This is a genomic window from Rhodovulum sp. 12E13, from assembly GCF_003340565.1.
Classification (GTDB): domain Bacteria; phylum Pseudomonadota; class Alphaproteobacteria; order Rhodobacterales; family Rhodobacteraceae; genus HLUCCA09.
In genome coordinates this window covers 1-20,746 of sequence record NZ_QPLK01000038.1, presented here as the reverse complement: position 1 = coordinate 20,746, position 20,746 = coordinate 1, and the positions used below count along the sequence as shown (strand labels likewise).

At 70.2% G+C, this 20,746-nt stretch carries 11 protein-coding genes and 1 pseudogene; 3 read left to right on the top strand and 9 right to left on the bottom strand.

Annotated elements, in window-relative coordinates; genetic code table 11:
* Nucleotides 1-687: 687 nt before the first annotated feature.
* A pseudogene (locus DLJ49_RS19180) lies at nt 688-1,170 on the top strand (IS110 family transposase); the annotation flags it as partial.
* Between the two features lie 21 nt (nt 1,171-1,191).
* On the opposite strand, the gene DLJ49_RS19175 reads toward DLJ49_RS19180, so the two are convergent.
* From DLJ49_RS19175 to DLJ49_RS19135, 9 genes are all read right to left on the bottom strand, one after another.
* Nucleotides 1,192-2,559 (bottom strand): mechanosensitive ion channel family protein, encoded by a 1,368-nt coding sequence (locus DLJ49_RS19175; protein WP_115395139.1) that lies wholly within the window; start codon nt 2,557-2,559, stop codon nt 1,192-1,194.
* A gap of 1 nt (nt 2,560) precedes the next feature.
* A complete protein-coding gene (locus DLJ49_RS19170) occupies nt 2,561-4,495 on the bottom strand; it encodes a glycine betaine ABC transporter substrate-binding protein (RefSeq protein WP_115395138.1) in 1,935 nt (644 codons plus the stop codon).
* Nucleotides 4,495-5,997: a BCCT family transporter gene (locus DLJ49_RS19165; RefSeq protein ID WP_115395137.1), complete on the bottom strand. Its 1,503-nt coding sequence runs from the start codon at nt 5,995-5,997 to the stop codon at nt 4,495-4,497. Before DLJ49_RS19165 ends, DLJ49_RS19170 begins: the two co-directional genes overlap by 1 nt.
* 427 nt (nt 5,998-6,424) lie before the next feature.
* Nucleotides 6,425-9,559 (bottom strand): efflux RND transporter permease subunit, encoded by a 3,135-nt coding sequence (locus tag DLJ49_RS19160; RefSeq protein WP_115395136.1) that lies wholly within the window; start codon nt 9,557-9,559, stop codon nt 6,425-6,427.
* A gap of 4 nt (nt 9,560-9,563) precedes the next feature.
* Nucleotides 9,564-10,664, bottom strand: a complete 1,101-nt coding sequence (locus DLJ49_RS19155; protein WP_233489282.1) for an efflux RND transporter periplasmic adaptor subunit — start codon at nt 10,662-10,664, stop codon at nt 9,564-9,566.
* A 62-nt stretch (nt 10,665-10,726) separates the two neighbouring features.
* Nucleotides 10,727-11,533 carry a transporter gene (locus tag DLJ49_RS19150; protein ID WP_115395134.1) on the bottom strand — a complete coding sequence of 269 codons (807 nt, stop codon included), beginning with the start codon at nt 11,531-11,533 and terminating at the stop codon, nt 10,727-10,729.
* A gap of 32 nt (nt 11,534-11,565) precedes the next feature.
* Complete coding sequence (locus tag DLJ49_RS19145; RefSeq protein ID WP_115395133.1) at nt 11,566-12,489, bottom strand: transporter; 924 nt, start codon at nt 12,487-12,489, stop codon at nt 11,566-11,568.
* A 136-nt stretch (nt 12,490-12,625) separates the two neighbouring features.
* Complete coding sequence (locus DLJ49_RS19140; RefSeq protein WP_115395132.1) at nt 12,626-13,978, bottom strand: lipocalin family protein; 1,353 nt, start codon at nt 13,976-13,978, stop codon at nt 12,626-12,628.
* 429 nt (nt 13,979-14,407) lie between these two features.
* Nucleotides 14,408-16,795: a mechanosensitive ion channel domain-containing protein gene (locus DLJ49_RS19135; RefSeq protein WP_158547519.1), complete on the bottom strand. Its 2,388-nt coding sequence runs from the start codon at nt 16,793-16,795 to the stop codon at nt 14,408-14,410.
* Nucleotides 16,796-16,985: 190 nt separating this feature from the next.
* Between DLJ49_RS19135 and DLJ49_RS19130 the strand changes: the two genes are divergently transcribed.
* Together DLJ49_RS19130 and DLJ49_RS19125 are read left to right on the top strand one after the other, a co-directional pair.
* Nucleotides 16,986-17,954 (top strand): LysR family transcriptional regulator, encoded by a 969-nt coding sequence (locus DLJ49_RS19130; RefSeq protein ID WP_115395130.1) that lies wholly within the window; start codon nt 16,986-16,988, stop codon nt 17,952-17,954.
* Nucleotides 17,955-18,481: 527 nt separating this feature from the next.
* On the top strand, nt 18,482-19,837 hold the full coding sequence (locus DLJ49_RS19125) for a YbaY family lipoprotein (protein ID WP_199533446.1): 1,356 nt from the start codon (nt 18,482-18,484) through the stop codon (nt 19,835-19,837).
* Nucleotides 19,838-20,746 lie beyond the last annotated feature (909 nt).

The window sequence follows — 20,746 nt, the reverse complement described above, 5'->3', positions numbered from 1 at the left end:
GAGGCGGAGTCTGCCCTCCGACGCCGAGACCGGCCGTTCGAGCCGGCCGATACCCGGAAATCGCAGGCATCCCCGGCCGACGTGCCCTCGTCAGACCGCCTCTGCCCGAAAATCGGCGAAGCCGAAGAGGTAGATCAGACGATCCTAAAGAACATCAGGGGACACCGTTCGGAGAGAACCCCGGAGCCCAACCCGCATCCCCACCCCTGAACAGCGGGGCGCTTGACCATGGCGATTAGAGAACCACAGGGGGCACTGCCCGACAGGCCCGCGCCAACATGGTTGGCTGACGCCACCGTGCTCGCCTTGTCGAAACAGAGGCGTAACACGGTACAGTAGTTCATGACCTCTGTGCGAGGCCGTAAGCGGTTCCGCCGCCAGAGCCACGCATCCACCTGTTTCTGGGGACCGTCCCAGATATTCTCAGCGAAGTCGCGGCGAAGAGCGCCAGAAGAGACTGGAAACACCTTATTTTCCTGCTGGCGCATTGCTGGTACTGTCTTCGGGAGGCAGGGGTCGTAGGTTCGAATCCTGCCACTCCGACCAACAAAACAAGGGCCCCGCGGGGCCCTTTCTCGTTTCCGGGGGCGCCGTTTCTGGGGGCCGTGGCTCTGATGGTGTGAGACCGCGCCCGACGGCATCCGGTGTGCCAAGATGGGTCAGCGACGATCCACGAAGAGGGCGGTCATGTCGGAGATTACCACGGTCGCGCTCGATCTGGCGCGGGCAGTGCTGCGCCGGAAGGTGCGGCGCGGTCAGGTGCTCGAGATGTTGGCGGGGCTGCCGCGCTGCACGGTGGCGATGGAGCCATGCGGCGGGGCGCACTTCTGGGGGCGGGAGATCGGCAAGCTGGGACACGAGGTCCGGCTGATCCCACCGGCCTACGTGACGCCTTTCGTGCGCAGGCAGAAGAGCGATGCGGCAGATGCCGAGGCGATCTGCGGTGAGGCGTGACCCTGTCGCCAGTGGGGCCGCGTAAGCGCACCGAACGCATTGCGGCCGAACCGGCGGTTCGTGCCGGTGAAGAGCGAGGAGACGCAGGGCGCGGCGGCCGTCTTCCGGGTGCGCGAGCTGCTGATCCGGCAACGCACGCAGACGATCAACGCGCTTCGGGGCCACCTGACCGAGTTCGGCGAGGTCGTCCCGAAAGGTGCCGCGAGCATGCGTCGGCCGGGGAGCACTGCGACCGCGTCAGGCGACCGGGGCAATGGATGTGGCGCCACGCGGGTCGGCCTTGATGCGCATCTCGGTCTGCGGGAACGGGATCGTCAGGCCGCGCGCGTCGAAGGCCTCTTTCACCTGTTGGGTCAGGTCCCAGTAGACCTCCCAGTAGTCTTCCGCCCGCACCCAGGGCCGGGCGACGAAGTTGACGGAGCTCTCGCCGAGCTCGTTGACGCGGATGACCGGTGCGGGATCCTTCAACACCTTCGGATGGCTGGAAATCACCTCCTCGAGCGTGTCCTGGCCAAGCTCGATCGAATCCTCGTAGCCGATGCCGAAGACCATATCCACGCGCCGCGTCTCGGAGGCGGTGGTGTTGACGATCACGTCGCCCCAGACCTTGGAATTGGGGATCACGATCACCTGGTTGTCGGGCGTCGTCACCGTGGTCGAGACCACGGAGACCTTCCGGACGGTGCCGCCGACGCCCGCGACCGTCACGTAGTCGCCCTGGTCGAAGGGGCGGTTGATCATGATCATCAGCCCCGCGGCAAGGTTGCCCAGGGTATCCTGCATCGCGAAGGCCGCGATGAACGAGGCGCCGCCGACGAGCGCGAAGAGCGGCGTGATGTTCACCCCCAGCGCCGCGAGCACGATCATCAGGCCCACCGCGATCACCAGCCAGTAGACGACCATGGCCAGAAATCCCTGCAAGAGCTTCGACAGGTCCGGCACGCGCCCCAGAAGGCGCCGCGCCCAGGCGCGGACGATCTTCGCCACGATCAACAGGCCAAGGAGCGAGCCCACGACCACCGCGACGCGAAGCGCGAACTGGAGCCCCCCCTCCGGCGACACGAGCCAGGAGAGGACGTTGGCGACGATCTCGCGCGGCTCGAGCGTCGCCGTCTCTTCGACGGAAATGGCCGTGCGGTAGGTCCTGAGCGAGTCGATCAGGGCCGGATCGCCGCCCTTGCCCTCGAGGCTGGCGACGACGGCGCCGTATTTCTCGAATATCAGGCCGCGTGCCTCCAGCAGATCGGCATGGGCCGCGCGGTCGGCCTCGGTCGCGCGGGTCCCTGCCTCCCGGAGCTCGAGGCTGCGCTCGACGACGGCGAGCGTGGCGTCGCGGGCATTCGCCCGCCATGCGTCGGCGAGCACGGTGAGCTCCTCGACGGTCAGGGGCACGAGCCGCAGGCGAAGCTCGTCGAGCGGGATCGCGGGGTCGGCAAGGCCCGCCGGAAACCCCGGCCCCTCATCCGCAGGCGGCGGCGCGACGCCGTCCGCAGAAGCGCTTTCGGAGGCGGCGTCCGCGCCGGCCGTCTCCCCCTGTGCCGAGACGGACATGGGGGCCACAAGGAGAAGCAGAAGCGCGAGAACGCGAGGGACGAGGCGATCCATGTCAGTGCTCCGGTGTCTGGGGGGTGCTGGACGACGCCGGCCGCCCGCCGGAGGGGCCCGCGGTCGATCGAGCGCCCGGGCCATGCCGCGGTGAACCTCCCGGCCCCCGCCGGACAAGCAGCCAGCCGGCGAGGGCGAGGTAGGCGAAGATGCCCATCGTAAGCAGGGCCTGGTCAGGCCGCGGGTTGCGCGCCGTGGGCGCCTCGGGCGGGCGCGGCGCGAGCGCGGGGGCGGCGCGAAGGCTGGCGCCCACGTCGGGGCGCGTGCCGAGCGCCCTGTCGATCGCGCGCACGGTCGTATCCGTGAGCGGCTGCACGCGCATGTCGAAGGAGATCGGGCCCTGCCGGCCGAGGCCGGCCGCCTCGGGCGGCGCCGGCCCGGTGATCACCGTCTGCATGGACAGCACGGAGACCGCGCGGCCGAGGCCGGGATGGGTTTCCGGGCGCAGCGTGGCCTGCGCGAGGAACGGCAGGGCGAGGCGCGCGGGCCCCTGCCACCAGGCGGAGGCGTCCACGAGGCGCAGGGACGGATCGGCGCGAAGCGCCTCCACCACGTCGCCGCGCTGACGGCTCGCGATCACAAGCCCGACATCGGCCGCACCATCCGCGATCGCCGCGCCGACGGCCGCGGCGCCGCTCTCGGCCTGCGGGGCGAGCATGACGGCCGTCTCGGCGTGTCGGGCCAGGACAGAGGCGACGAGGTGGCTCGGCGAGCCTTCCGGCCCCGTGGCCACCACACCCGCGCCACCGAGGCGCGCCGGCCCCTCATCTGCCGCGAAGGCGTAGAGGACGGATCGCCCGACCACGCCGATCGCCTCGACCGTCTCGTCGCGCACCGCACCGCCCGGCGTCATCCGGAAATGCGCGGCCGCAGGCACGACGGCCATGCGGGTCTCGCCCGCGGCAAGGGCCGCGAGCGGGCGCGAGGTCGGTGCCAGCGCCACGGCGCGGCCCGGCATCGCGGTGCGCACCGCGTCGAGGGCACGGTTCGCGGGGGTGCTGCCGAGTTCGAGCGGATCGATGGCGAGGGCAAGCGGGATCTCCGGCGGCGTCGCGGCGCCTCCCCCGGCAATGTCGAGTTGCGCGAGCGCGATCGCGGCCACGGCCCGCGGCGTTCGGCCCGTCACCTGCACCTGCCGCACCAGTCCGCGCAGCGTCGCCGCGTCGATCGCTCCGGCCAGCGGAGCCAGCGCGTCCGGCACCCCTGGATGCCGCGACAATGCGGCGTCACTCGTCAGCGGGGCGGCCTCGTAGGCCGGGAAGAAGGGCATGTCCACGACCAGCGTCGCCAGGCCGAAATCAAGGATCTGCGGGTCGGTCGAGAACCCAATCATCACGTCGATCCGCTCGTCGACGAGCATCTGGTAAAGGCTCTCGCGTCGCTCCTCTCCGACGACGACGACATCGCGGAAATCGAGGCCGAACTGCTCGAGAAAGCCTATCAGGCCGTCGCGCGGACGCTCCGCGAAGCTGCGGCTCACACCGAGGCGCAGCTCGCCTGCGATCGGGGCGAGGTCGCCGACGCGGGCGAGCCGCTCGCCTTGCGCGAGGGCCCGCCGCGTCACCGGCACGAAGCGCGACTCGAAGCCGAAGGGCGCGAGGAACTCGAGGCCGAGCGCCGCGAAGGGCGCCGCCAGACGGGCGCGCACGACGCCGGGGTCCGTCTCCGGCGGCGCGTCGAGCAGCGCGAGCGCGGTGCCCGAGTATTCCGGGTAGACGTCGATATCGCCCGCGCGCAGCGCCTGGAAGGCATCCGCGCTGTCGCCGAGGCCGATCCGGCGCTCGACGGGCAGCCCGCGCGCCTCCAGCGTCAGCGCCATCATCTCGCCGAGGATCCGGTCCTGCACGGTGTCCTTGGAGGCGACGACGACGGGCGTGCGCGTGCAGGCCGAGAGCAGCAGCAGGGCTGCGAGGCAGAGCGCGGTGATCCCCCGCATCACGCAGCCTTCTCTGCCGGAGTCCGGCCGGCCGGTTCGGCCGCGAGCGCACGCAGGAAGCCCACGATCTGCAGCACGAGCACCGCCGAGAACGGGATGGCGCCGAGCGTGGCCATCGCGCGCGCCACCTCCACCGAGGTCGACAGCAGCGTCGCGGCGGTGATGATCGCGGCGAGGCTGCCCCAGACGATCTTGGCCGAGGCGGGCGGTTCGAGACGTCCGTCCGTCGTCATCATCGACAGCACGAAGGTGCCGGAATCCGCCGAGGTGACGAGGAAGATGAAGATCAGCGCGAGTGCCGCCGCGCTGAGGAGCCCCGCGAGCGGGAAGTAACCGAAGAAGGCGAACAGCGCCTCGGAGACGTTGTCGGCCACCAGCGCCGAGAGGCCGCCGGGGCCGAACAGCTCCACGTAGATGCCGGCGCCGCCGAACACCGCGAACCACAGGATCGAGAACAGCGTCGGCACGAGGATCACACCGGCGCAGAACTCGCGGATCGTGCGGCCCTTCGAGATCCGGGCGATGAAGACGCCGACGAACGGCCCCCAGGCGAGCCACCAGATCAGGTAGGTCAGCGTCCAGCTCGCCGACCACTCGGTCAGCCCCTCGTAGGGGAACAGGCGGAACGAGAGCGTCACGATCTGCGAGACGTAGGCGCCCAGCGTGTCCACCGCGCTTTCGAAGATGAAGGCGGTGGGCCCGACCAGCATGATGAAGAGCATGATGGCGAGGGCGAGCACCATGTTGATGTTGGACAGAAGCTTCATGCCCTTCTCGACGCCGGTGAGCGTCGAGATCATGTAAGCCGCGTAGAGGACCGCCAGGATCGCCAGCGCGACGCCGATCGTCTCGGGGACGTCGATCACGCTCGCGAGGCCCGAGCGCACCTGAAGCGCGCCCATCGCCAGCGATCCCGCGAGGCCGAAGACCACCGCGACCACGCCGAGCACGTCCGCCGCCACCAGCACGCCGCGCTCGGCCCGCCCGCCGATCAGCCCGACGAGCGGGGTGGAGATCAGCGGCCTGCCGCCGCGGCGGTAGGTGAAATAGGCAATGATCAGGGCGCAGATGCCGTAGATCGACCAGGCGTGCAGGCCCCAGTGCAGGTTGGTGATCACCATCGCGGCGCGGGCCGCCTCGGCGGTGCCCCCCTCCATCCCCGGCGGCGCGGCGAAATGCGTGACCGGCTCGGCCACGCCCCAGAACAGCAGGCCCGCCCCCATGCCCCCGGCGAACAGCATCGCGATCCACGAGACGGTCGAGAACTCCGGCCGGTCGTCGTCGGCGCCGAGGCGGATGTTCCCCCACGGCCCCAGCGCAAGCACGGCGGCGAAGATCACGAACCCCGAGCAGAGCGCCAGCCACCACCAGCTCGCGCCCACCATGAACCACGCCGTGAGGCCGAGAACGCTGCCGGCCATGGCCTGGGGCGCCACGACCCCCCACAGCCCCACGGGCACGCAGATGGCGAGGGCGATCAGGAAGACGGGGGTGATCTGCATTCGTGCGGCTTTCTTTGCGGAAAGGTGAAGGCGGGCGTAGAGCTTCCATGCCGCCTGCCGGGAGGCCCGGATCCGACCGTCAGGGCAAGGACGACCGCCCACGAACGCGCGCTGCGGTCAGTGCGGTGCCTGCGGCGAGCAGTTTCCACAGCAGTCTGCGGTCCATCTGGTCTGTCCCTTTCACGATTTCGACACGTCAAGAAATGACCGGGCCTCCGGCCGCCGGGCCCGGCAGCATCACTCTGTACGGCGGCCTTATCCGCGCCCGGGCGCGCGGCTGTCCAATGCAGACTTGTGCGGCTCCAATGTCGTTTAGGAATGAGCGGGCCGGGGCGATCCGGGGCCGGGGGCGACCGGCGCCGCAAGCTGCCCCGCCGCACTCGGCGTGGCGGGTGTCGGACGCGGGCCGTCGGCGTGCCCCCAGCTCTCAGCCAATCGGTCGCCGCCCCCGTGCGGCACGCGCGCGCATGCGCTCGCGGACAGCCTGGAGAAGCACGTAGAGGACGGGCACGAGGACGATGCCCAGGACCGTCGCCGCGAGCATCCCGCCGAAAACGGGGATGCCGATGGCCTGCTGGCTGGCGGCCCCCGCCCCCGTCGCCACGAGCAGCGGCACGACGCCGAGCAGGAACGACAGCGCCGTCATCATCACCGCCCGGAAGCGCTGCTCCGCCGCGGCCAGCGCGGCCTGCCGGATGCCGAGGCCGGCCGCGCGCCGCTCCATGGCGAATTCGACGATCAGGATGGCGTTCTTCGCCGCCAGCCCGATCAGCATGATCATCCCGATCTGCGTGTAGAGGTTCACGTCACGCCCGGCGACGCTCACCGCCACGAGGCCGCCGAACAGCGCGACCGTAACGGAAAGGAGGATCGCCAGCGGCATCGTCCAGCTTTCGTACTGGGCGACGAGGAAGAGGTAGCCGAAGATCACCGCCGCGGCGAGCACGAGGAGCACGATGTTGCCGGCGGCGAGCTGCTGCTGTGCGGTTCCGGTCCACGCGTAGGCGTAGCCTGGCGGCAGCGCCGTCGCGGCCGTCTCCTCCAGCACGGCGATCGCGTCTCCGGTCGAGAATCCCGGCGCGGGCACCGCGGTGACCGTGGCCGCGCGAAACACGTTGTAGCGGTTCAGCACGACGGGGCCGAGCACGGTCTCCGTGCGCACGAGGGTCGACAGGGGCACCATCGCGCCGGCGTCGGACCGGACGTGAAGCGCGCCTATGTCGTCCACGACGTTCCGGAACTCGCCCTCGGCCTGCACCATCACCCGGAAGGTCCGGCCGGTGAGGTTGAAGTCGTTGACGTAGATCGAGCCGAGATAGGCCTGCAGCGTCTGAAACACATCGTCCACGCCGACACCGAGAGATTTCGCCTTTTCCCGGTCGAGCTCCACGAATACCTTCGGCACGTTGGCCCGAAAGCTCGTGTAGACCTGGGCGAGCTCGGGCCGCTGATTGGCGGCATAGACGAGCGAGCCCAGCGCGGCCGAGAGGTCCCGTGCGCTGCCGCCGCCGGCCTGCTGCACTTTCAGCTCGACGCCCGCACTCGTGCCGAGGCCCGGTATCGGGGGCGGGTTGAAGGCGATGACGTTCGCCGCAGCCTCGCGGTTCGCGATGTCGAGCACGCGGGCGAGGATGGCATCGGCACTCAGGCCCGGATCGGCCCGCGCGCTCCAGCCCTCGAGGTTGACGATCACCATCGCACCGTTCGCGCCCGCACCGCCGAGCAGGCTGAAGCCGTTCACGAGCACGGTATCGGCAACGCCCTCGAGCGCCATCAGCTGCGCGTTGACCCGTTCGGTAACGCCCTCGGTGCGCTCCAGCGACGCCGCGTCGGGCAACTGCACGTCGACGAAGAGGTAGCCGTTGTCCTCGAGCGGCAGGAACCCCCGGGGCAGGCCGCCGAACAGAGCGCCAGAGCCGATCCCGACGGCCAGAAGCAGCGCAAGACCGAGGAGCGGCAGCCGCACGAGGCGGCGGACGACGCCGACATACCGGAGGCGAGCCGCAGCGATGACCCGTTCGAAGGTGGCCAGAGGCCCCTTCGGCGGGCCCGCCCGGCGGTCGAGGATCATCGCGCACAGCGCCGGCGAGAGGGTGAGCGCGTTGATCGACGAGATGACCACGGCGACCGAAATCGTCACCGCGAATTGCGAGAAGAGCCGTCCGGAGATGCCGGGCATGAAGGTGACGGGCACGAACACCGCCAGCAGCACGAGTGTCGTGGCGACGATGGGCGCGGTGACCTCGGCCATGGCCCTGGCCGTCGCTTCGGCGACCGTGAGCTCCGGCTCCTCCGCGAGGATGCGCTCGACGTTCTCGACCACGACGATGGCGTCGTCGACCACGATCCCGATGGCGAGCACCAGCGCGAAGAGCGATATCGTGTTCAGCGACATCCCGAACAGCAGCAGGAAGGCGAAGGTGCCGATCAGCGAGACCGGGATCGCCACCGCCGGCACCACGGTGGCCCGCACGCTTCCGAGAAAGACGAACACGACCGAGATCACCAGCACGAAGGCCGCGATCAGGGTCGTCACCACGTCGTTCAGCGATTGCTCGACGAAATCGGTGCTGTCGAAGGGCACGTCGTAGGCGACGTCCTCCGGGAAGGCGCGCGACAGCCGGTCGAGCTCGGCGCGCACGCCCTCGGCCACCTTGAGCGCGTTGGCGCCGGGCGCCTGGTAGACGGCGAGCACCGTGGCCGGCCGGCCGTCGTATCGTCCCGACGCATTGTAGTAGTTGGCGCCCAGCTCGACCCGGGCGATGTCGCGAACGCGCACGAGGCTGCCGGCCGCGCCCGTGCGCACGATGATGTCGCCGAAATCCTCGGGCGTGCCCAGTCGCCCTTCGGCGGTGACGGTGTACTGGAACTGCTGTCCTCGAGGGACGGGCGGCGTGCCGATCTGACCGGCCGAAACGGCGACGTTCTGCTCGCGGATCGCCGCGATCACGTCGCCCGGCGTCAGGCCCAGGGCCGCCATGCGCTCGGGGTCGAGCCACATCCGCATCGCGTAGGCGAAATTGGTGAGCACCTCGGCATTGCCGACGCCCGGCACGCGCGCCAGCGCGTCCTTCAGGTTGATCGAGGCGTAATTGGACAGAAACACCTCGTCGTAGCTGCCATTCGGCGAGGACAGCGTCGCCACGAGCAGCATGTTGGTCGACGACTTGCGCGTCACAACGCCGGCACGTTTCACCTCGGCCGGCAGTTGGGCCATCGCCTGCGCGACGCGGTTCTGCACGTTGACCGCCGCGATGTCGGGGTCGGTGCCGACCTCGAAGGTGACGTTGAGGCTGTAATTGCCCACGTCCGTGCTGTCGGACGACATGTAGATCATGCCATCCACGCCGTTCACCTGCGCCTCGATCGGCGCCGCGACGGTGGTCTCCACGGTCTCCGCGTCCGCGCCGGGATAGGTGGCGTAGACGCTGATGACGGGCGGCGTGATCCGGGGGAACTGCTCGACCGGCAGCACGGCGTAGGCGATCGCGCCCATCAGGGTGAGCACCGTCGAGATGACGATCGCCATCTTCGGGCGGCGGATGAAGCTGGACGAGAGCACGCCTCTATCGCTCCGCGGGACGCCGTCCGTCCAGGACAGCCTCGACCGGGACGCCGGGGCGCACGCGCTGCAGCCCCTCGAGGATGACGCTTTCCCCTTCGCGCAGCCCCTCCTCGACGACGACGGCCGTGCCGGCCTGCCGGCCGAGCGTGATGTGACGTTGCTCGACATGGCCGGTATCGTCGACGACCAGGACGAAGTCGCCCCGCTGGTCGCGCTGCACCGCGGCCTGGGGCACCAGCAGGCGCGGCACCGGCCGCGCCGCCTGGATGCGCACGTTGACGAACGCGCCGTCCAGGATCAGCCCGCGCGCGTTGTCGAATTCCGCCCGCAGTGTCAGGGTGCCCGTTTCCGGGTCGACCCGGTTGTCGAGAAAGGCGATGCGGCCGCGTTCCTCCAGCACGGTGCCGTTCGGCAGTTCGAGGGACACCAGAGGCGCGGCGCCGCGCCCCGTCAGGCCGGCGATGTCCGTCTGGACCTGCTGAAGCAGGTCGACGAGTTGTCCTTCGCTCAGGGAGAACGCGACATAGATGGGCGATTGCTGCACGATCGTGGCCAGCGGTTCCGTGGTCGGCCCGACATAGGCGCCGGGGCTGACACCGATCCGCCCCAGCCGGCCATCGAACGGAGCGGTGATGACGGTATAGCCCAGGTCCAGCTCCGTCTGCCTGAGGGCCGCACGCGCCGCAGCCACGCCGGCCTCGGCGGCGGCGACGGCGGCTCGGGCGAGATCGAGTTCCGACTGCGGCGCCGCCTCGCGCGCCACCAGCGCCGTCTTCCGGTCCAGCTCGATCCGGGCGAGCTCCAGATCGGCGGTCGCGCCTGCGAGTTCGGCCGCGGCCGCCGCACGCGCTGCCTCGTATCTGTCGGACTCGATCCGGAACACGGTATCGCCAGCCTCGACCGCCGCCCCGTCCGCCACCGCGACCTCCCGCACGAAGCCGGTCACGCGCGCGATCAGATCCGACCGGGCGGCCGCCTCGCCCCGCCCGATGAACCGGACCTCCTCGACGAGATCTTCGGTGTAGGCTGCGGCGATCGTGACCCTCGCCGCCGAGGGGACGGCGTCCTGTGCCGGTGCCGACAGCGCCCAGACGAGCAGCATGAAAGTCGCTACGGCCGGAATTGCCAGTCTTCCCGGGTCTCGCATGAGGATCGTCCTTGGGTTCAGCGCGGGAACAGGAAGGTCGTGCCGATGCGGAACCCCACGCCCTCGGGCCCGCCATCGGGGCTGTCCGCCCAGTAGCGCACGCCGCCCTGAAGGCTCACCTTCTGGCCGCCGATGTCGACGAGGCGGGCGACGGTGAAGTTCACCGGGACAGACCAGACCTCGCGCTCCCAGTCGTAGGCGGCCTCGGCACTGGCGGTGAAGGTCACGGCGGCGGGCGACACGTAGGAGAAGAAGGGCTGCACGAAGCTCTGGTTGACGTCGGCGCGATCCTCGTCGCCGCCGACCGACCAGAGATGGTTGAACAGCGCGCCGTAGGTGAAGGGGCCATCCATCCGCAACGCGGCCGCCGTCGGGCCGGCCGTCCACTTTCCGGTGCCGAGCGCGTCGTCGGTCGCCGTGGGCAGGCCGAAGGCGAGGCCCGCCCCCCAGATGAGCCCGCCCCCGGCGCCGGCAGAGGCGGGCGACAGGAAGACGCTCTGCAATATGTCGCCCATCCCGCTCTGCTCGCTGTCCGGCAGAACGTCCTCCTGCCAGATCACCGGAATGATCGTGCGGCTGATCAGGTTCCAGTCGTCGCTGAGCCGGACGGGGTAGACCGGCTGGATGTTGAGCGTCGTGCGCCGGCCCTTGTCGTCGGCGCCGAGGCCCTCGTCGAAGTTCAGCTGGACGGGAAGGCTGACGAGGTCGGCGACCGGATTCGTCAGTGTCTGCGCGAGGTCGGCGTCCTGCGCGGCCGCCGCGGCAGGCAGGATTGCGGCGAGCGCGACAGCCGCAAGGGCACGCGCGGGGTGGGGGGCAGGCATGGGAGCGGTCCTTTCGGGAAGGGGCGGGCGCGTCACCACAGGCGGGCGAGGGTCAGCCGGAAGGTCTCGCCCTCGGGCTGGCCCGCCGGAGCGGACACGGTGGTGTCGTAATTGACAAAGAGCGTGCCGATGGTGCCCACGCGCAGGCCGAGGCCGGCGCCGAGGCGCCAGGTGTCGGCGGCGTTGTCCTGCGCGGCGCCGTCGATAACCGTCTCGCCGCCCCGGTCGTAATAGGCGTCGGCCGTGAGCCAGAAATCCGGCGTCAGGTTGCGGCTCGCGTGCAGCTCGATCTGGTAGAGCGGGCGCTGTTCCAGCGTCTCGGCGGCGCCGGGCGCATCGGTGTTGTCGCCGAAGATCCGGGCGGTGGCGTAGGCTTCGAGCCACGTCCAGCCAGCATCCGGGGTGTAACTGTAGTTGATCGTGGGTGCGAGGCTCCAGCGGTTGGAGCCGACATTGACGGACGCGTCCGGGTCGTAGCGGCCGGTGGGCAGCGTCGCGAGCAGATGGACCGAGGCGAAGGTCTCCGGCGTCCAGTCGGCGAAGGCCTCGCGGCTCAGCGCGGGCGCGCCGAACAGGTTGACCTCGGCGACGATCCCGATGTCGCCCGTCCCGGCGGCGCCGGCGCCGAACGGGCCGGCGGCGACGTCGATGTCGGCGTGGGGCAGCACCACTGACAGCCCGCCCGTGCGCCCGCCGACGTCGAGGATGCGCGAGACGATCAGCGACTGCGAGGTGACGTCGGTCGTGACCCCGGAGATGCCGTAGGCCGCACCCCCGGTGACGGGGGCGACGCTGCTGGAGAAGCCGAGGTTGTAGAAGGTCACCCAGGTGTTCACGGGCGCGTTCAGGTAATCGCGCGCCTTGCCCGCCAGCGCCGGTGCACCGGAGAGCAGCAGAGCGCACAGGGCGGCCTGGGGCGCCTTGGCAGCTTTCGTGGACAGGGACAGACGGGGCATCGGTCGATCGTATCCAGAAGGTCCGGCGCCGCCCGCACGCGAAGGGCCTGCGAGGGACAGGGATCCTCACGCACCATGGAAGCTGGCGGCGCCGGAGACACCGGACGCCCGGGGGTGGGGCGCCCGGATCAGGGGATCAGAGCTCGGGCGTCCAGGGGCCGTCCTCGTTCTCGGGCAGACCGCGAGAGATCGGCGGGCCCATCGAATGGTCGGTGCCGTCGTCGTAGGTCCCGGTGAACATGATCATCTCGCAGAAGCCGGTCGCCACGATCGGCCCGTCCGGCCCGCCTTCGCGCAGCTGGATCACCCCCTCGATGTAGGGGCCGGCGAAGCCGAGGCCCTCCTGCTCCTCAAGGGTCGGCTCGTACCAATAGGTGCCGTGCGGCGTCTCGATCCGGCCATACCAGGGGTAGACGACGCCGGACTTCTCCGAGGTCCACATCCGCTCGGGGATGAGCTTGAAGGCCGGGCCGAAGGCGTAGCTCCGCTCGAAGGTCTCGCCGTCCATGTAGAAGTAGCGATTCACGTTGTAGTTCGGATTCCGGAAGTCCTCGCCCTCGTAGTACTGGCGGAAGGTCATCAGGTCGCCGCTCTCCTCGAACCGGAACCAGGCCCAGAAATAGCGATACTGATACGTGTTGCGGAAGTTGCCCCACTGGTGCTCGAACCAGCCGGTCCCTTCGAAGCGGACGGTGCGGCCGGCCACTTCGAGTTCACCCGTCGTGGCCATGTCCGGCGCCGTGTAATACAGGGTCAGGCCGTACATCGTCTCCGGGTTCTGGCGCTGCTGGGGATCAACCCCGATGCTCTCCAGCCCCCAATAGGCCATCGGCGCATAGCCCGGCGCCTGGGCCACCGACGTCATCGAGAGGCGGAACGGCTCGTTCCATTCGTCCTTCTTCGTCGTGTAGCCGGCGAAGGTCCATGTCTCGGTGGCATGTTCGTACGCCGTGGTGAAAGCGCTCTCGCCGTCGTCGATCTCGTAGCGGAAGTGGAAGTCTTCCGCGTCCGGGCCCGAGCCTTCGGTGGTCATCGGCCCGGTGATGTAGAGCAGCGCGGTGTGGAACTCGCCAGTGTCGAGGTTGTGGAAGGCGAAGAGCACGTTGTGCAGCGGCCGGCCCTCCGCCGCGACCCAGCCCTGGCTGAGCGGCACCCAGAACACCGAGATGCGCTCGCCGGTGTCGAGGTCACGACCGAGCACCGTGATGTAGTGCCACTCGTTGAAGTCGTTGGACTGGTAGAACTCGCTGCCATGCCAGGCATGGTCGCGGGGCAGCGAATAGATCGCCTGCCCGCTCGACGTCTCGATGCCCGGACCCTGCAGCGGGGGTTGCCCGGTCTGCGCGCGCGCGGGCGCCGTCGTGGAGGCCAGCGTGCCAGCGAAGGCGCCGGAGCCCAGGGCAAGGCCGGTGGCCGGTGCGGATTTCAGAAGCGCGCGGCGCGTCAGGCCTTCGGCCCGGGGCGCGCCGCGTTGGATCTTTGCGGTCATCAGGGTTCAATCTCCGGTTGGAACGGACGTGGAAGGCACGCCTCGCGATAGGCCGCGGACCGGCATGCGCCACGAGGAACCGGAAACCGGCACGCCACGCCCTGCAGCGGCTGCCTTGTCCCTTGGCGGAGCCGATACTGTCCAATGCAGAGTTCCGGGTGTGTGATGCACGTTGTGCATCACGGTGCCACGACCTTGCAGTGCGATAGCGCCCGCTCGCCGACAGGCCCGCGCGGAACCGGCGTACGAGATCGCCGCTCACCGCTCTCGCGCCGGGACGACGCATGGTTCGGAGGCGGAAGGTGCGGCAGACGTATATCGGCCCCGGGAGGGGGGGGCATGTGCGAGCAGCGGGGCAAGCCCCCCGCGGCGCGATGGGGCCGTGTATCGGCAAAGGCGCGGAGCGCGCGGCCCGCCCCGCTCTCGCTCTCAGCGCGCGTCTGCCGCAGACACGTCCCCGGCGGGTTCCGGGCGCGCGAGCTGGTTGCGGGGCTCCGCTCCTTCGGCGGCCACATGCACCGTCCGCGTCGGGAAGGCGAAGGTCACGCCGACCTCTTTCGCGAGCTCGATGATGTCGCCGACGAGGGCGTGGCGGGCTTTCACGAAGCCATCGTGGCTGTAGACGCGGAAATACCCCCAGAGCTCGATGTCGATCGACGACGGCCCGACCCCTGTCATGCCCACCCATCCGCTGGTGGGGTCGGCGCGGTCCTGGGCCTGGTAGGTGTCCGAAAGCCGCTCGACGAACGCGTCGAGCCTGTCGCGCGGGGTGTCATAGGTGAGCCCGATCTGCAGGAGGATCTTGCGCCGGCGTCGCTTGTTGTAGTTGAAGATGCCCCGGTCGGTCAGCTGGGCGTTGGGCAGCACCAGGAGCGTGTCGTCGAGCGTGCGCATCCGTGTCGAGCGCGGGCCGACCAGCTCCACCGTGGCCAGCCCGTGATCGGTCTCGATCAGGTCGCCCTGACGGAACGGCCGGTCGGCCATCAGGATGGCGCCGGCCAGCAGGTTCGACACCGTGTCCCGCGCCGCGAAGGCCAGGGCGATGCCGCCCACGCCGAGGCCGGTCAGAACGCCCTCGTAGGGCAGGCCCACGATCTCGGCGAGCGCGACGATCCCGCCGATGACGATCAGCATCTGCACCAGCCCCGTCGCGAGCGAGACGAAGATCTGGTCGACGACGCTCGGCGTTTCCTCGGCACGGTGGCGAAGATGGGTGCCGACAAGGCCCACGAGACGGAACAGGACCAGCGCGATGGCCAGCGTGGTGACGAAGGTGATCGCGAGGCTCGCGCCTTCGAGGGCGGTCTGCGCGAGGCCGAGCCATCCGAAGGCGAAGATCGCGGCCATGCCCGCCACCGCCACCCGCAACGGCCAGTCGAGCCGGCGGATCGTGGCCGGCTCCAGTTCCAGCGACAGCCATCGGTCGAGACCGCGCAGAAGCGCCGTCGCGGCGCGCCCCGCAGCCCAGCCGAGAAGAACGGCGGCGATCCCGGCCCCGACGAGCAGGCCCCATTGCCAGGCCTCGAGCAGCCCGTAACGCAGGGTCAGCGCCGGCGCCCTGTCCCGCACCGCCTGGCGCAGCCGGAAGAAGTCGGTAAGGGGCGCGGCGTCGCGGAGTCCGTCGGCGACGGCGAGGTCCTGCATGGCGGTGAACAGGTCCGGCGCGCCGCGCATCGTGTCGGCCGTGAAGAGCCAGGGCCCGGGCTCGCCCTCGGCCGTGACGGACCGCTCGATCACGATCGCGCCCGCCGGGTGGCGGTAATGCTCGTAGGGCGTGGGCCGCGCGGGGTCGTCGGGGATTTCCTGCCAGATCGGGTATCCGGCCCGGTCGAGCACCCGCTTGAGATAGTCGGCGAGCACGGGCGCCTGGATCTCGTAGAGCTGTGCCGGAAGGTAGGACAGGTCGAGCGCCGCGAGGGCCCGGTCGCGCCCCGGGCCGTCCCAGTCCTTCGTGCCGAGAACGAACCGGCGCAGCGCCCCGCGGGGGCTGTCGGCGCGCGCGGCGCGCGCTTCGTCGATGGAGGCGTGGCCGAGGGCGTCGAGGAGGCGGGCGGTATCCGTCTGGATGACGTCGAGCGGCGGCACGACGAGAACCCAGCCCTCGGAGGCACGCCGAAAGCGCAGTTCGAAGGTCTCGGTCGTGCCCGCGGGCCCGATACGGAAGACCGCCGTATCGCCGTCGACCGATCCGGGCGCATTCCTGAGACGGAAGGTCGACAGGTCGACGAGTGCCCAGAGAAGCCTGCGTCGCAGCGCCTCCTCGCGGCTGTCCGACGGCGCGCCCTCGAAGGTCATGAGCCGCTCGACCATCCGCATCGCGGTGGGCTCGCCTTCGTAGGCGACACGATTTCCCGCGGCGAGCAGGGTGCGCAGCGCCTCGCGCGGCGTATCGGTCCGCGTGAAGGGTCCCGTCGCGGCGGCGGCCGGATCGATGCGCTCGCCGTTCCAGTATTCGCCGCTCTCGTAGCGGCCGGTGAACACGGCCCCGTCCGCATCCAGCGCGAAGACGAAGTTGCCCGATGCGCCCCGCTGCTGCCATGTGCCGACGAGCCGGGCGCCGTCGGCCGTCGCCTCGACCCGGCCGCCGCCCGGCTCGTAGGTGCCGGTCACCCGGTCGCCATCCTGGTCCAGCGAGAGGATCGCCGCGCCGTCGCGCCAGTAGGTCTGCCACTCGCCGCTCCAGGGCCCCTGGGCGAGAGCCGCGACCGGCAGGAGCACGAGAACGGCGAGCGCCGTCAGCACCCGCGCCACGATCAGGCGCGTGCCCCGGAGAATCGCCGCTGCGGGCGCACGGGGGGCATGGGGTCGGTCGAACACGAAGGGCTGTCCTTGTAGGCTTGCGGCGAATGATCGGGCGGCCCGCCAGCGGGGCGCTCCGGGTCCGGCACGGACGAAGAGCGCGGGGTGCCCCGTTCGCAGGGCCGCGGACCGCCGGTGGGCCTTTTGGGTTGTGGGCAGCCCCGTGTCCAATGCATAAACGGGCCGTTGTGATGCATTTTCGACATCGATGAGGACCGTTCGGGACCTCAGGATCGTGCGCGCCCTCGCCGCGCACAGGAACTTCGCGCGCGCGGCGGAGGATCTGGGCATGAGCCAGCCCAGCCTCAGCCGTGCGCTCGCGCGGCTCGAGGAGACAATCGGCGCGCGCCTTTTCGAGCGCAGCCGCACCTCCGTCAACCCGACGGCCGTCGCCGAGATCGTGCTGCAGCGCTGCGACCCCCTGATCGCCGGCTTCGAGGACCTCGCCCGCGCCATCGAGGACCATCGCCGCCAGGGGAGCGACGAGTTCCGCGTGGCCGTCGGGCCCTTCGTGGCCGAGGCGGTGGGCCTCGCCGCCTTCGCAGCCCATGCGGCCAAGCGCCGCCGCCCCGCCGGCCGGCTGATCGTGCGCGACTGGCGCACCTGCCTGCGGGAGCTCCGGGAGGGCCGTTGCGACCTCGCCATGACCGACGTGCCCTCGGCACAGGAACACGACGAGCTGGAGGCGGAACAGCTCTTCGACACGCCGATGGTCATCTTCTGCAGCGCGCAGCATCCGCTGGCGGGCAAGAACGACCCAACGCTCGCGGACCTGATGCGGTACCCTTGGGCGGCGCCGCTGATGCAGGGGCGCTACCTCGCCAACATCCCGTCCGACCTCGGGGCGGCAGGGCGCATCGACCCCCAAACCGGCGACTTCGTCCCGGCGATCTGCGCCGATTCCTTCTCCGCGATGACCGCGGCGGTGCGCAACGGACGCGCGATCAGCGCCGCGCCGCCTGCCTTCATCCGCGACGACCTCCGGCGCGGCGAGTTCGTGGTGCTTCCTGTCTGGGAGAACTGGATGCGGATGAGCTACGGCCTCATCTGGCGCAAGGGCCACCCCTGGTCGCGCAGCCTGTCGGATTTCATCGACACCCTGAGAGAGGTCCTGGCCCGCACGGAGTTCGGAGAGGCCGCGCCTGCCGGGGACCCCCCGACTGCCGCGCCCCGGTGATCCCTCCCGCCGCGGCCTCATCCTGCGGTGCAAACGACCGGGGGAGACAGGCCGGTCGCCAGACTGGACGCATCGTGTCGACATACGTCGCGGGTCGCCCTTTCCCGGTTGTCCGATGCGGTGCAGCGAACGACCGGGAAAGGGCTGCACGGACCCTGCTGCACGATTCCGGCGGAAGATCCATCGCCTGAATCGAACGTGATTGCCGCGGCGGATAAGCAGCCTTGCCACCACCTCGCGGGGCACTCACACCATCGGGATCTTCCCCATCGCTACGTCCAATCGCGATGCCTGTCTCCCCCCGCGGCACCCGAAACCGGTCGCTTCGCTTGCCGCGGCATCCCGCTCGGCGCTACGGACGGTCATCGGGCAATGAGCGGTGGGTCAGCATGACAACGTACGAAACTGCACCTGGCGAAGGGGCGCGCCTCGGGGCCACGCGCCGCGCGTGCCCTGCGTCGCCGCCCTCTCTTGTCGGCCGTGTCGTTGCGCGCCTGCTCGGATTGCTGCTCGCGGGCGCCGCCTGCGTGCCGGCCGCGGCAGCCGAGACGCTGACCGGCACCGCCCTGATCCGCGAGCGGATCGCGCTGCCGCAAGGCGCCACCTTCGAGGCGGTGATCGCCGACATCTCGCGGGCCGACGCCCCCGCGCGGCCCCTCGCCCGCACAGTGATCGACGACCCCGGCCAGCCGCCGATCGCCTTCGCCATCGGGTACGACCCAGCCGCGCTCGACTCGCGGTCGTTCTATGCCCTCCGGGCCACGCTGCGCCACCAGGGCCGCCTGCTGTTCACCGCCGACACGGTGACCCGCGTCCTGCAGCAGGACGGACCGCACGGCGTGGAACTCGTTCTGAAGCGAGCCGGGCCGGACAGCTCGGGCCCGGCCGGACCGCTTCCGGCCCACGGGCTGCGCTTGCCCGCCACGTTCCGGGGCACGCTGCCGTTCGCCGATTTCGAGGGCGTGCGCCATCACCTGGATCTCTGGCCAGACCAGTATTACCAGATGCGCCGGGAATGGCTGGGGGGCGAGACCAGCCCCTCCCGGCGCGACGAGATCGGGCGCTGGTATGCCGACCCCGCACGCGACGCCATCGTGCTGCACGGGGCCTCCGAGATGCCGCTCGTCTGGGAGGTGAAGGGGCCCGACCGGCTACGGCAGACGGACCTGGCCGGCAATCCCATCGAGTCCGACCGCGACCATGCCCTGACCAGCGACGGCACGCTCGAGCCGACCGAGCTGGAAGACCTCTTCATGCTCGGGCGCATGACATACAAGGCCGACACCGCGACCTTCGAGGAATGCGTCTCCGGGGTCCACTACCCCATCGCGCAGGATGGCGGTTACGGCGCGCTCGAACGCGCCTATCTGGAGGCGGCCCCGCGCCCCGGCGCCCCGGTCACGGTGCACGTGGAGGGCGATCTCGCCCTGCGGCCCGCAACGGAGGGAGCCGCGCGCGCCAGCCTCGTCGTCGACCGGTTCATCGCCGTTCGGGGCGACGATGCATGCACCCGCCCCGAGCCACAGGCCGCGCTGACCGACACCTATTGGCGTATCGACTCGTTGATCGGCGACGACGTCCGCGCGCAGGCGAACCGACGCGAGCCGCATCTCGTCCTGCATGGCGGGGCCGAGAGGCGCTTCCGCGCGACCGTTGGCTGCAACCGGATCGTCAGCCGCTACGAGGTCGCGGACGACGCCCTGACCTTCGAGCCGGGGGCGCTCACGCGCATGGCCTGTCCGCCGCCGCTCGACGCGCTGGAGCGAACGCTGCTCGCCGCGCTGTCGCTGACCCGCACAGCGCGCCAGGAGGGACAGACGCTCGACCTGCTCGACGCTGAGGGCATGCCCCTCGCCCACCTTCCCGCCGTCTACCTGCGCTGACGACGCTTGATCGCCGGCCTTCAGACCTGCCATTTGCAAGGCTGGGCGGCACGGGCTTGCCCGCCTCAGCACGCTGCCGACCGGCTGGGGCCCGCGTTGCGCCGGCAACCACGCGCGAGGCGGCAACGTCAGGCCGGTCCGGCAACCGAGCGACGCGCTGTGGGAACGCCGATGGCCACGCCCGGGCAGCCGATGCTTATCGCGGTCGCGACCGTGGGAACATCTCGCCAGAGCAATGCCAGCGTCCGATTTGCGGTACTGGCCGCTGCTGGGGCAGCGCTGCACTGAGGCCACAACAGGGCAGATCGCCATTGTATCAGATTGCCGGATGCGCCGAGGGGTCTGGCTTCCCGCCCTTTGAGGCCTTCCTCGGCGTCCTGCATCAGCGGCCCGACCTCGGCCATCCGAGCCGGGCGATACGCCGAAATCGACCGTGTTACCGGCCGATATGCGGCCATCAGACAACCCTTGCCCCAAAAATCGGCTGAGCCGAAGCGGTAGTTCAGACGATCCTTAACAGCATTCGGGCGCTTGTTTCGGAAAGATGCCCGGAGAGGTTGCCGATCCGCGACACCGTCGGCGCGGGTCATGCATTCGTGCCCGATGAGGAAACCTCGGCCGAAGCGGCGCGCCAACGGTCACTCCTGAATGGGGCTCCCGCGCCGTTGCAGCCGCCACTTGTTGGTGCCCACCTGAAGCAGGCCGGGCCGGTCCGCCGCACGGATCCCGTCGTTGAGAAGCTGGCTGGGGTCGGTGCCCACAGCTTCGCTGTAGATGTGGTAAACCCGCCTTATTCATCGAAATCGGGGGTAATGGCTGGCGTGCCCGCGAAAGCTCTGTAGAATCAAGTTGCTACACCAAGTCCGACAGCAGCCCTCGGAGCACGCCATGGGTGAAACGCTACAGCCG